Genomic DNA, 13054 nt, shown 5'->3' with positions numbered 1-13054 from the left:
AAAGAAAAAGTAGTGAGTACTCTCTCCCGTCGGAGATTTTCTCACTACTAATCTTAGTATGTTTGTCAACTGTAGTGGGTTGAAGAAAAGCTAATCTCGAGAAAGGACAAATTTCGTCCTTTCTTTTTTGATGTTCAGAGCGATAAAAATGCGTTTTTTGAAGTTTTCAAAGTTCTGAAAACCAAAGGCATTGCGTTTAATAAGTTTGATTAGATTATTAGTGGCTTCCAGTTTTGCGTTAGAATAGAGTAGTTGAAGAGCGTTGACAATTTTCTCTTTGTCCTTTAGAAAGGTTTTAAAGACAGTCTGAAAAAGAGAATGAACCAGCTTTAGATTGTCCTCAATGAGTCCAAAGAATTTCTTCGGCTCCTTATTCTGAAAGTGGAAAAGCAAGAGTTGATAGAGATGATAGTGGTGTTTCAAGTCTTCGGAATAGCTCAAAAGCTTGTTTAGGACTTCCTTATTGGTTAAATGCATACGAAAAGTAGGGCGATAAAAACGTTTATCACTCAGTTTACGACTATCCTGATTGATTCATAATTTGGACACGCACACGACTCATAGCACGGCTTAGATGTTGTACAATGTGAAAGCAATCCAGAACGATTTTAGCGTTTGGGAGTGAAACAGTCTCGTAGACTGTTTCAGCCTGAGCCTAGAAATTCGAAAGCGAAGTTGTCTAGTCAAGTCATAATAAGGGATAAACATATCCATAGTAATGATTTTGACGCGACTTCGGACAGAACTCTCATATTTAAGAAAATGATTTCGGATGATAGATTGTGTTCTACCTTCCAGAACTGTGATGATGTTGAGATTGTCAAAATCTTGAGGGTAATTTCTCAAAGTAACTTCCACTTTCCTGACCAAAGTGGAAATTAGTCTAAAACGGATTTTTATGGTGGAATTAAGTGTGAGACGTTTGTTAATTTTTTTATAGGATTGGCTATTAGTAAGAAATATGGTATAATATAGGGTGAGACCTTCTTAATAAATAGTGAAAGAGTATAAAATGAAAAAAATTGTCATTAACGGTGGGAGACCATTGAAAGGTGAAATTACGATTAGTGGCGCTAAAAATAGTGTCGTTGCCTTGATTCCTGCCATTATTTTATCAGATGATGTTGTGATTTTGGATTGTGTTCCGGACATCTCTGATGTAGCTAGTCTTATTGAGATTATGGAAATCATGGGAGCTAGTGTCAAGCGTTATGACGATGTTCTCGAGATTGATCCTCGTGGTGTTCAAAATAAACCAATGCCTTATGGTAAAATTAATAGCTTGCGTGCGTCTTATTATTTCTATGGTAGTCTTTTAGGACGTTTTGGTGAAGCAACTGTAGGTTTGCCTGGAGGGTGTGACCTAGGACCACGTCCGATTGATTTGCACTTAAAAGCATTTGAAGCTATGGGAGCTAAGACAACCTACGAGGGAGATAATATGAATCTCTCAACCCAAGGATCAAGTCTACATGGTGCGCATATCTATATGGATACTGTTAGTGTTGGTGCAACAATCAATACGATGCTAGCAGCAGTAAAAGCTAAAGGTCGAACAGTTATTGAAAATGCTGCTCGCGAACCTGAAATCATTGATGTGGCTACATTATTAAACAATATGGGAGCTCACATTCGTGGAGCAGGTACGGATATGATTACAATCGATGGTGTGGATAGCTTGCACGGAACACGTCACCAAGTCATCCCAGACCGTATTGAAGCAGGTACATATATTTCAATGGCAGCTGCAGTAGGTCATGGGATTCGAATTAATAATGTACTTTATGAGCATTTAGAAGGATTTATTGCTAAACTTGAAGAAATGGGTGTTCACATGACTATTTCTGAAGACAGTATTTTCGTCGAAGAGCAAACAAATCTAAAGGCTGTTAATATCAAAACAGCTCCTTATCCAGGTTTCGCAACAGATCTTCAACAGCCTATTACTCCTTTGCTATTAAAAGCAGAAGGTCGTGGCACATTGATTGATACAATCTATGAAAAACGTGTCAATCATGTTTTTGAATTAGCCAAAATGAATGCAGATATTTCAACAACAAACGACCACATCCTTTATAAGGGTGGAAATCCTTTGCAGGGTGCAAAAGTTAAGGCGACAGACCTACGTGCTGGAGCTGCCTTGGTTATTGCTGGCTTGATGGCTGAAGGAAAAACAGAGATTACCAATGTAGAATTCATCCTTCGAGGCTACTCGAATATTATCGAAAAATTGCGTAATCTTGGAGCAGATATTGAGCTAATCGAAGATTAGCACTTTGAGGATTGCAATGAATATCTGGACTAAATTAGCAAAATTTTCTTTCTATGAGACGGAACGTTTATATTTCCGTCCCTTCTTTTTTACAGATGTAGATGATTTTCATCAACTTGCATCAGATCCTGAAAATCTCCAATTTATCTTTCCTGCACAAGCAAGTATTGAAGAAAGTCAGTATGCTCTTGCCAATTATTTTATGAAATCACCTTTGGGGATTTGGGCTATTTGTGATAAAAAAGAGCAACGGATGATTGGAGCTATCAAGTTTGAAAAACTTGATGAAATTAAGAAAGAAGCAGAAATTGGCTATTTTTTAAAGAAAGACTATTGGTCTCAGGGGTATATGACTGAAGCAGTTACCAAATTACGAGATTTATCCATGAACGAGTTTGCCTTGAAGCAACTTTCGATTGTGACACATCTAGAAAATGTTGCTAGTCAGAAAGTAGCAGAAAAATCAAATTTTGTTCTTTATCGTCATTTTAAAGGTAGCGATCGTTATACCCGAAAGATGCGGGATTATCTAGAATTCCGTTATACAAAAGGAAATCTAAATGAGTAAACACCAAGAAATATTAGCCTACTTGGAAGAATTACCAGTTGGGAAGCGTGTCAGTGTTCGTAGTATTTCAAATCGACTAGGAGTAAGTGATGGTACGGCATATCGGGCTATCAAAGAAGCTGAAAATAGGGGACTTGTTGAAACACGTCCTCGAAGTGGAACAGTACGTGTAAAGTCAAAAAAAGTAGCTATTGAGAAATTAACGTTCGCAGAAATTGCAGAAGTTACAGGCTCAGAAGTTTTAGCTGGTCAAGCTGGATTGGATAGAGAATTTAGTAAATTCTCCATTGGGGCGATGACTGAAAAGAATATTCTTTCTTATCTTCATGATGGCGGCTTACTTATCGTAGGAGATCGAACACGTATTCAGTTATTAGCACTTGAAAATGAAAATGCTGTCTTGGTAACAGGTGGATTTGAAGTTCATGAAGATGTTTTAAACCATGCTAATAAAAAAAATATTCCAGTATTGCGCAGTAAGCATGATACATTTACAATTGCGACTATGATCAACAGAGCTTTGTCCAACGTTCAGATTAAGACAGATATTTTAACGGTTGAAAAAATCTATCGTACCAGTCATGAATATGGATTTCTACAGGAAACGGATACTGTCAAAGATTATCTAGACTTGGTTCGTAAGAATAGAACGAGCCGTTTCCCTGTCATCAATCAGCATCAGGTCGTTGTTGGTGTAGTTACTATGCGTGATGCTGGAGATAAATCACCTGGTACAACGATAGATAAGGTCATGACAAGGACAGTCTACATGACTGGTTTAGCGACGAATATCGCTAATGTTAGCCAGAGAATGATTGCTGAAGACTTTGAAATGGTGCCTGTTGTGAGAAGTAATCAAACTTTACTTGGTGTTATTACTAGACGGGATGTCATGGAAAAGATGAGTCGCTCTCAAGTTTCAGCATTACCAACATTTTCAGAACAGGTTGGTCAGAAGTTATCTTACCACCATGATGAAGTTGTCATTACGGTTGAACCATTTATGTTGGAAAAAAATGGAGTCCTTGCAAATGGAGTTCTTTCAGAAATTTTGACCCATATGACGCAGGATCTGGTCGTGAATAGCGGACGTAATCTCATCATTGAACAGATGCTGATTTACTTTTTACAGGCTGTTCAGATCGATGATATCTTGCGGATTCAGGCTAGAATTATTCACCATACGAGAAGGTCAGCCATTATCGACTATGATATTTATATCAATCATCAAATCGTATCAAAAGCAAATGTTACTGTAAAAATTAATTAAAACTAGGAGAAAACATGATTACATTAAAATCAGCTAGAGAAATCGAAGCAATGGATAAGGCTGGCGATTTTCTTGCCAGTATTCACATCGGTTTGCGTGACATCATCAAACCAGGTGTAGATATGTGGGAAGTAGAAGAATATGTGCGTCGTCGTTGTAAAGAAGAAAATTTCCTCCCTCTTCAAATTGGTGTTGATGGGGCAATGATGGATTATCCATACGCAACTTGTTGTTCGCTTAATGACGAAGTAGCCCATGCTTTTCCACGCCACTATATTTTGAAGGAAGGCGATTTGCTGAAGGTAGATATGGTTCTTGGTGGGCCAATCGCTAAGTCTGACCTCAATGTTTCTAAACTAAATTTTAACAACGTTGAGCAGATGAAAAAATATACTCAAAACTTTACGGGCGGCTTGGCAGATTCTTGTTGGGCTTACGCTGTTGGAAAACCATCAGAAGAAATTAAAAACTTGATGGATGTTACCAAAGAAGCTATGTATAAGGGAATTGAGCAGGCTGTTGTAGGAAATCGTATTGGAGATATTGGAGCTGCTATTCAGGAATATGCTGAAAGTCGTGGTTACGGAGTTGTTCGTGATCTTGTAGGACACGGTGTTGGACCAACCATGCATGAAGAACCAATGGTGCCTAACTATGGTATCGCAGGTCGAGGTCTCCGCCTTCGTGAAGGCATGGTTTTGACAATCGAACCTATGATCAATACAGGTGATTGGGAAATCGATACAGATATGAAAACAGGTTGGGCACATAAAACAATCGATGGTGGACTATCATGTCAGTACGAGCATCAGTTTGTTATTACTAAAGATGGGCCTGTAATCCTGACAAGTCAAGGTGAAGAGGGAACTTATTAATCAAAAAAGGAGCTGAGCTCCTTTTTTGATTCTTTCAAGTTGAAAATTAATTTGCGTAGCGGATTTCTTACAAACGTTTTCTTTTATAGTAAAATAAAAGATAACTATATGAAAGAAGGTTCTTAATTGGAAAGTATTTTATTTTTTATTTCTGTCTTTATAGCTGGGGTCTTGTCATTCTTTTCTCCCTGTATCTTTCCCTTGTTACCAGTCTACGCAGGTGTTCTGCTAGATGATCAAGAGGAGTCAAGGACATTTCGTTTTTTGGGTAAAGATGTTGCCTGGTCAGGATTGATTCGGACACTCTGTTTCATTGCGGGTATTTCTCTCATCTTCTTTATTCTTGGATTTGGAGCGGGATTCCTTGGGAATTTACTTTATACTGACTGGTTCCGTTATGTCATGGGAATCATGATTATTATACTGGGTTTGCATCAGATGGAAATTCTTCACTTACAAAAATTAGAGGTACAAAAAACAGTAACATTTAAGCAAAAACAGTCTAGCAAATATTTGTCGGCCTTTTTACTGGGTATCAGCTTCAGCTTTGGCTGGACTCCATGTATAGGCCCAGTTTTAAGTTCTGTTTTAGCACTGGCTGCCTCAGGAGGAAATGGAGCTCTTCAGGGGGCCTTATTAACCCTCATTTACACTCTCGGAATGGCGCTTCCATTTTTATTTCTGGCCTTGGCATCAGGTCTTGTCATGCCTTATTTTAGTAGAATCAAATCCCACATACTTTTATTGAAGAAAATTGGTGGTTTATTGATCGTTCTCATGGGAATTTTATTAATGTTGGGACAGTTAAATGTCTTATCTGGAATATTAGGATAAAAGGAGTTATCTATGAAAAAAATTATCTATTTTGGACTTAGTTTCTTGTCTCTCTTTCTTCTGATTGCTTGTGGCAAGGAAGAGAAAAAATCAAGTCCACAAAATCAATCAAATCAGACACAACAAGCTCCTGTGAAGCAAGTAGCTATTGGAGCAGAAGCACCTGATTTCACCCTTCAATCTATGGATGGAAAAGAAGTGAAATTATCTGATTTTAAAGGTAAAAAAGTTTATCTTAAATTTTGGGCATCTTGGTGTGGACCATGCAAGAAGAGTATGCCAGAATTGATGGAGCTTGCTGCTAAGGAAGATCGTGGTTTCGAAATTTTATCTGTCATTGCGCCAGGGCTTCAAGGTGAAAAAACGGTAGACCAATTTCCAAAGTGGTTTGAAGAACAAGGCTATAAAGACATCCCTGTTTTATATGATACAAAAGGAGCTGTTTTTCAAGATTATCAAATTCGAAGCATTCCTACAGAGTATCTAATTGATTCACAGGGTAAAATTGCTAAGATTCAATTAGGTGCGATTAGTAACGCAGATGCAGAAGCAGCTTTTGCTCAAATGAAATAAAAAAAATGTCTAGACAAATCGTCTAGACATTTTTTCTAACATAAATTAGTTTTTTGAAGCTGCTTGGAATTCAGGGTTTTTCCAAGCTTCATCAATAATAGCTTGCAATTCTTTTGCTGAAGCTTGCATTTTTTGAGTTTCAGCATCGTTCAATGGGATGTTTACTGGACGCACAATACCATGTGCTCCAACAACAGCTGGTTGACCGATGAAGACATCTTTGATTCCATATTGACCTTCTTGGAATACAGAAAGTGGAAGTACTGCATTTTCATCGTCAAGGATTGCTTTAGTGATACGAGCAAGGGCAACTGCGATACCGTAGTATGTAGCACCTTTCTTGTTGATGATTGTGTAAGCAGCGTCACGAACACCTTCGAACAATTCGATCAATTCAGTTTCTTGAACGTTTTGAGTGTCTTTAAGGAATTCTTCAAGGTTAACACCTGCGATGTTAGCGTGTGACCAAACGGCAAATTCTGAGTCACCGTGTTCACCCATGATGTAAGCGTGAACTGAACGAGCGTCTACATCCAATTTTTCAGCAAGGGCTTGACGGAAACGAGCTGAGTCAAGTGAAGTACCTGAACCGATAACGCGTTCTTTAGGGAATCCTGAGAATTTCCATGTAGAGTATGTCAAAACGTCAACTGGGTTAGCAGCTACAAGGAAGATACCGTTAAATCCTGATTCAACAACTTGTGTTACGATAGATTTGTTGATTGCAAGGTTTTTACCAACAAGGTCAAGACGAGTTTCACCTGGTTTTTGAGGGGCACCTGCAGTAATTACAACAAGGTCAGCATCCGCACAGTCAGCGTACTCAGCTGCATAAATCTTCTTAGGTGAAGTGAAAGCAAGGGCGTGGCTAAGGTCAAGCGCATCACCAACAGCTTTTTCGTGCAATTGAGGAATTTCAATGATACCAAGTTCTTGGGCAATTCCTTGGTTAACAAGAGCGAAAGCGTAAGATGAACCTACGGCACCGTCACCAACGAGGATAACTTTTTTGTGTTGTTTAGTTGCTGTCATTAGTCTAAACATCTCCTTTGTTTTTTTAAGGGTAATACCCTGTTTAGTTTCATTCTATCACTTTTAAATAGCTTTGTCACGAATATAACATCCACTTAGCCATGTAAACGTTTTAGTCGGATTGGAAGACTGAAATCTAGGTCAAACTATGGTATAATATATCTAGTTACTAATAGTGAAATGAGGCATTTGTTAATGCAAGATAAAAATTTAGTGAATGTCAATCTGACAAAGGAGATGAAGACCAGCTTTATCGACTACGCCATGAGTGTTATCGTATCGCGGGCCCTTCCTGATGTTCGAGATGGGTTGAAACCAGTTCATCGCCGCATTCTATACGGTATGAACGAATTGGGTGTGACACCAGATAAACCTCATAAGAAATCTGCCCGTATTACAGGGGATGTCATGGGTAAATACCACCCACACGGTGACTCATCTATCTACGAAGCTATGGTTCGTATGGCGCAATGGTGGAGTTACCGTTACATGCTTGTAGATGGGCATGGGAACTTTGGTTCCATGGATGGTGATGGTGCTGCCGCGCAACGTTATACCGAAGCACGTATGAGTAAGATTGCTCTTGAAATGCTTCGTGACATCAATAAAAATACCGTTGATTTTGTTGATAACTATGATGCCAATGAACGTGAACCTGTTGTTTTACCAGCTCGTTTTCCAAATCTTTTGGTCAATGGAGCTACAGGTATCGCTGTTGGTATGGCGACCAATATTCCACCACATAACTTGGGTGAAACCATTGATGCTGTTAAGTTAGTGATGGATAATCCAGAAGTCACCACCAAGGAATTAATGGAAGTTCTTCCTGGTCCAGATTTTCCAACTGGTGCTCTGGTCATGGGGAAATCAGGTATTCATAAGGCCTACGAAACTGGTAAAGGATCGATTGTGCTTCGTTCTCGTACTGAAATCGAAGAAACTAAGACTGGTCGCGAACGTATCGTTGTAACAGAATTTCCATACATGGTCAACAAGACTAAAGTTCATGAGCATATTGTGCGTTTAGTTCAAGAAAAACGTATCGAAGGAATTACAGCTGTTCGTGATGAATCAAACCGTGAGGGAGTTCGCTTCGTAATTGAGGTGAAGCGTGATGCGTCAGCCAATGTTATTTTGAACAACTTGTTCAAGATGACTCAAATGCAAACTAGTTTTGGATTCAACATGCTAGCTATCCAGAATGGTGTACCTAAGATTCTCTCTCTTCGTCAAATCTTGGATGCTTATATTGAGCACCAAAAAGAAGTGGTGACTCGTCGTACTCAATTTGACAAAGAGAAAGCTGAAGCGCGTGCACACATCTTGGAAGGTTTGTTGATTGCTCTGGACCACATTGACGAAGTAATCCGTATCATCCGTGCCAGTGAAACGGATGCAGAAGCCCAAGTTGAATTGATGAGCAAGTTCAAGTTATCTGAACGTCAAAGTCAAGCAATTCTCGATATGCGTCTTCGTCGTTTGACTGGTTTGGAACGTGATAAGATTCAGTCAGAGTATGATGAGCTTATTGCTTTGATTGCTGACTTGGCAGACATTCTTGCAAAACCAGAACGCGTAGCGCAAATCATCAAGGAAGAATTGGATGAGGTCAAACGTAAGTTTGGCGATCCACGTCGTACTGAGTTGATGGTTGGTGAAGTCTTGACTCTTGAAGATGAAGACTTGATTGAAGAGTCTGATGTTCTCATCACTCTATCAAATAAAGGTTACATCAAACGTTTGGACCAAGACGAATTTACAGCTCAAAAACGTGGTGGACGTGGCGTTCAAGGAACTGGAGTTAAGGACGATGACTTTGTGCGTGAATTGGTTTCAACCAGCACTCACGATCATTTGCTATTCTTCACCAATAAAGGACGTGTTTATCGTCTTAAGGGATATGAAATTCCAGAATACGGTCGTACAGCCAAAGGGTTGCCAGTTGTCAATCTTTTGAAACTGGATGAAGGTGAAAGCATTCAAACCATTATCAATGTTGAATCAGAACGTAGTGATGATGCCTATCTCTTCTTTACAACTAGAGCAGGTATTGTCAAAAGAACCAGTGTCAAAGAATTTGCCAACATTCGCCAAAATGGGCTTAAAGCCTTAAATCTGAAGGATGAGGATGAGTTGATTAATGTCTTACTAACTGAAAAAGACACAGATATCATCATCGGAACTAGATTAGGTTATGCAGTTCGTTTCAATCAGTCTTCAGTTCGTAGTATGAGTCGTATCGCCACTGGTGTTAAAGGGGTAAACCTTCGTGAAGGTGATGCTGTAGTTGGAGCAAGGGTGATTACTGACCAAGATGAAGTCCTTATCATTACTGAGAAAGGATACGGTAAGCGCACAGTTGCGACTGAATATCCAACAAAAGGGCGTGCCGGTAAGGGAATGAAAACAGCCAATGTTACTGAAAAAAATGGTCCTCTGGCTGGTCTCTTAACAGTAAAAGGGGATGAAGATCTGATGATTATCACTGACACAGGTGTCATGATTCGAACCAATGTTGCCAATATTTCACAAACGGGACGTTCAACTATGGGAGTAAAAGTGATGCGTCTAGATCAAGATGCTAAGATTGTGACTTTTACAAGTGTTGCAGCAGCAGAAAAAGAAGAAGTTGGGGCAGAACAGGAAACAGAAAGTGAAGCATAATGTCTAAAAAAATCAATAAAAAGAAAAATAAACGAAAAAATCTGTTGATCAATATATTGGCAGGATTTCTGATACTGCTATCAATCGCTTTGATTTTTAACGCTAAAATCCGTGATATTTTTATGGTTTGGAATACTAATAAGTACCAAGTAAGTCAGGTATCAAAAGAAAAATTAGAAGAAAATCAGGATACAGAAGGAAATTTTGATTTCGATTCAGTGAAGGCTATCTCATCTGAAGCGGTTTTATCTTCGCAGTGGGATGCCCAACAACTTCCTGTTATTGGTGGAATTGCCATTCCTGAAGTAGAGATTAACCTACCTATCTTTAAAGGTTTAGATAATGTGAACTTGTTCTATGGGGCAGGAACCATGAAACCAAATCAAAAAATGGGAGAGGGAAATTATTCTCTCGCTAGTCACCATATTTTTACAGCTGAAAATGCCAGTCAGATGCTCTTTTCACCTTTGGTCAATGCCAAAGAAGGGATGAAAATTTATTTGACTGATAAGGAAAAGGTTTATACCTATGTCATTCGTGAAGTCAAACACGTTACACCTGACCGCGTTGATGAAATAGAAGACCGTGAGGGAATCAAAGAAATTACCTTGGTAACCTGTGTAGACTACAATGCCACAGAACGGATTATCGTGAAGGGAGATTTCAAAGAAGTGAAACCTTATGCAGAAACTCCATCAGATATCTTAGAAGCCTTTAATAAGCCTTATAAACAAAGATATTAAGAGATAAGATTAATAAAAAAGGTTTGCTAGTATTAGCGAACCTTTTTCTTGTCAATTTCAGAAAATAGATAGGAAAAAGACTTTTCAATTTTGGTAAAAAGTAGTATAATGTTTCTATTATAGAAATTTTTAGAAAATTCCGAAAGAGGTTTGTTATGGGATACACAGTTGCTGTTGTCGGCGCTACAGGTGCCGTTGGTGCTCAAATGATCAAAATGTTGGAAGAATCAACTCTTCCTATCGATAAGATTCGTTACCTTGCGTCTGCACGTTCTGCAGGAAAGATTTTGCAATTCAAAGGTCAAGATGTGACCATCGAAGAAACAACAGAAGACGCTTTTGAAGGGGTTGATATTGCTCTTTTCTCAGCTGGTGGATCAACTTCTGCAAAATATGCACCTTATGCTGTTAAGGCAGGCGCAGTCGTCGTAGATAACACTTCTTATTTCCGTCAAAATCCAGATGTACCATTGGTTGTTCCTGAAGTGAATGCCCACGCCCTTGATGCTCACAACGGAATTATCTCTTGTCCTAACTGTTCAACAATTCAAATGATGGTGGCTCTTGAGCCCGTTCGTCAAAAATGGGGCTTGGACCGTATTATCGTTTCAACTTACCAAGCTGTTTCAGGTGCTGGTATGGGAGCAATTCTTGAAACTCAACGTGAGCTTCGTGAAGTCTTGAATGATGGCGTGAATCCACGTGATTTGCATGCGGAAATCTTGCCTTCAGGTGGCGATAAGAAACACTATCCAATTGCCTTCAACGCTCTTCCGCAAATTGACGTTTTCACTAATAATGATTACACTTACGAAGAGATGAAGATGACCAATGAAACCAAGAAAATCATGGAAGACGATAGCATTGCCGTATCAGCAACATGTGTACGTATTCCAGTTTTGTCAGCTCACTCTGAGTCAGTCTATATTGAAACAAAAGAAGTAGCACCAATTGAAGAAGTGAAAGCTGCTATTGCTGCATTCCCAGGTGCAGTTCTTGAAGATGATGTTGCTCACCAAATCTATCCTCAAGCAGTTAATGCTGTTGGTTCACGTGATACTTTCGTTGGACGTATCCGTAAAGATTTGGATGCAGAAAAAGGTATCCACATGTGGGTAGTATCTGATAACCTTCTTAAAGGTGCCGCTTGGAACTCAGTACAAATTGCAGAAACACTTCACGAACGTGGATTGGTTCGTCCAACAGCTGAATTAAAATTTGAATTGAAATAATGTGTAGGAGTTCTTTTGAACTCCTTCTTTAAAATAGAGAGGTGTTTTGTATGTCTTATCAAGATTTAAAAGATTGTAAAATTATCACGGCCTTTATTACTCCTTTTCATGAAGATGGCTCTATCAATTTCGATGCCATTCCAAAGTTGATTGAACATTTATTAGCACATCATACAGATGGAATTCTCCTAGCAGGAACAACTGCTGAGAGTCCGACTCTAACTCACGATGAGGAGTTGCAGTTGTTTGCGGCTGTTCAAAAGGTTGTCAACGGACGAGTTCCTTTAATCGCTGGTGTTGGTACCAATGATACACGTGACTCTATTGAGTTTGTCAAAGAGGTAGCAGAGTTTGGCGGTTTTGCGGCTGGTCTTGCGATTGTTCCTTACTATAATAAACCATCCCAAGAAGGTATGTATCAGCACTTTAAAGCCATTGCAGATGCCTCTGATTTGCCAATTATCATCTATAACATTCCAGGTCGTGTAGTTGTCGAAATGACTCCTGATACCTTACTTCGTTTGGCGGAACATCCAAACATTATCGGTGTCAAAGAATGTACCAGTCTTGCCAATATGGCTTACTTGATTGAGCATAAACCAGATGAATTCTTGGTGTACACTGGTGAGGATGGTGATGCTTTTCATGCTATGAACCTTGGTGCAGACGGAGTTATCTCTGTTGCTTCCCATACAAATGGAGATGAGATGCATGAAATGTTTACTGCAATCGAAGAAAGTGATATGAAGAAAGCGGCAGCTATTCAACGTAAATTTATTCCTAAAGTCAATGCTCTCTTCTCTTACCCAAGTCCGGCACCTGTTAAGGCGGTACTCAACTATATGGGATTTGAAGCTGGGCCAACTCGTCTACCTTTGGTTCCTACGCCTGAAGAGGATGCTAAACGCATTATCAAGGTTGTTATTGATGGGGACTACGAAGCAACCAAGGCAACTGTCACTGGAGTCCTTCGTCCTGATTACTAAGATAA

At 39.3% G+C, this 13054-nt stretch carries 11 protein-coding genes and 1 pseudogene; 10 read left to right on the top strand and 2 right to left on the bottom strand.

Going from position 1 to position 13054, the window contains the following annotated elements; genetic code table 11:
* Positions 1 to 90 precede the first annotated feature (90 nt).
* Positions 91 to 831, bottom strand: a pseudogene (locus M1R56_RS01845) (transposase); the annotation flags it as partial.
* A gap of 181 nt (positions 832 to 1012) precedes the next feature.
* Between M1R56_RS01845 and M1R56_RS01840 the strand changes: the two are divergent.
* The 6 genes from M1R56_RS01840 to sdbB all read left to right on the top strand — a co-directional run bounded on the left by M1R56_RS01840 (position 1013) and on the right by sdbB (position 6392).
* Positions 1013 to 2272 (top strand): UDP-N-acetylglucosamine 1-carboxyvinyltransferase, encoded by a 1260-nt coding sequence (locus M1R56_RS01840; RefSeq protein ID WP_153224968.1) that lies wholly within the window; start codon positions 1013 to 1015, stop codon positions 2270 to 2272.
* Positions 2273 to 2288: 16 nt separating this feature from the next.
* Positions 2289 to 2840: a GNAT family N-acetyltransferase gene (locus M1R56_RS01835; protein ID WP_153224967.1), complete on the top strand. Its 552-nt coding sequence runs from the start codon at positions 2289 to 2291 to the stop codon at positions 2838 to 2840.
* Positions 2833 to 4110: a CBS-HotDog domain-containing transcription factor SpxR gene (gene spxR / locus M1R56_RS01830; protein ID WP_000033785.1), complete on the top strand. Its 1278-nt coding sequence runs from the start codon at positions 2833 to 2835 to the stop codon at positions 4108 to 4110. The genes M1R56_RS01835 and spxR overlap by 8 nt, the downstream gene beginning before the upstream one ends.
* Before the next feature lie 14 nt (positions 4111 to 4124).
* Positions 4125 to 4985, top strand: a complete 861-nt coding sequence (locus M1R56_RS01825) for a methionyl aminopeptidase (RefSeq protein ID WP_248034388.1) — start codon at positions 4125 to 4127, stop codon at positions 4983 to 4985.
* A gap of 126 nt (positions 4986 to 5111) precedes the next feature.
* A complete protein-coding gene (gene ccdA2 / locus M1R56_RS01820; RefSeq protein ID WP_248034387.1) occupies positions 5112 to 5819 on the top strand; it encodes a cytochrome c biogenesis CcdA family protein in 708 nt (235 codons plus the stop codon).
* Positions 5820 to 5831: 12 nt separating this feature from the next.
* Complete coding sequence (sdbB, locus tag M1R56_RS01815; RefSeq protein ID WP_248034386.1) at positions 5832 to 6392, top strand: TlpA disulfide reductase family protein; 561 nt, start codon at positions 5832 to 5834, stop codon at positions 6390 to 6392.
* A gap of 45 nt (positions 6393 to 6437) precedes the next feature.
* Here the strand turns inward: sdbB and M1R56_RS01810 are convergent, their stop codons facing one another.
* Positions 6438 to 7424 (bottom strand): L-lactate dehydrogenase, encoded by a 987-nt coding sequence (locus tag M1R56_RS01810; protein ID WP_045763432.1) that lies wholly within the window; start codon positions 7422 to 7424, stop codon positions 6438 to 6440.
* 195 nt (positions 7425 to 7619) lie between these two features.
* Here M1R56_RS01810 and gyrA point away from each other — a divergent pair, with 195 nt between their 5' ends.
* The 4 genes from gyrA (at position 7620) to dapA (ending at position 13049) form a co-directional block, all read left to right on the top strand.
* Positions 7620 to 10088, top strand: coding sequence for a DNA gyrase subunit A (gyrA, locus tag M1R56_RS01805; RefSeq protein WP_248034385.1), 2469 nt, complete (start codon positions 7620 to 7622; stop codon positions 10086 to 10088).
* Positions 10088 to 10831 carry a class A sortase gene (locus M1R56_RS01800; protein WP_153225724.1) on the top strand — a complete coding sequence of 248 codons (744 nt, stop codon included), beginning with the start codon at positions 10088 to 10090 and terminating at the stop codon, positions 10829 to 10831. The genes gyrA and M1R56_RS01800 overlap by 1 nt, the downstream gene beginning before the upstream one ends.
* A 155-nt stretch (positions 10832 to 10986) precedes the next feature.
* Entirely contained in the window at positions 10987 to 12063 is a 1077-nt protein-coding gene (locus M1R56_RS01795) for an aspartate-semialdehyde dehydrogenase (protein WP_153225725.1), read from the top strand.
* Positions 12064 to 12113: 50 nt separating this feature from the next.
* Positions 12114 to 13049: a 4-hydroxy-tetrahydrodipicolinate synthase gene (dapA, locus tag M1R56_RS01790; RefSeq protein WP_153225726.1), complete on the top strand. Its 936-nt coding sequence runs from the start codon at positions 12114 to 12116 to the stop codon at positions 13047 to 13049.
* The last annotated feature ends 5 nt before the right edge of the window (positions 13050 to 13054 follow it).

The sequence above is a fragment of the Streptococcus sp. oral taxon 431 genome (assembly GCF_023115445.1).
Classification (GTDB): Bacteria; Bacillota; Bacilli; order Lactobacillales; family Streptococcaceae; genus Streptococcus.
This window is presented reverse-complemented; position numbering and strand designations above follow the sequence as displayed.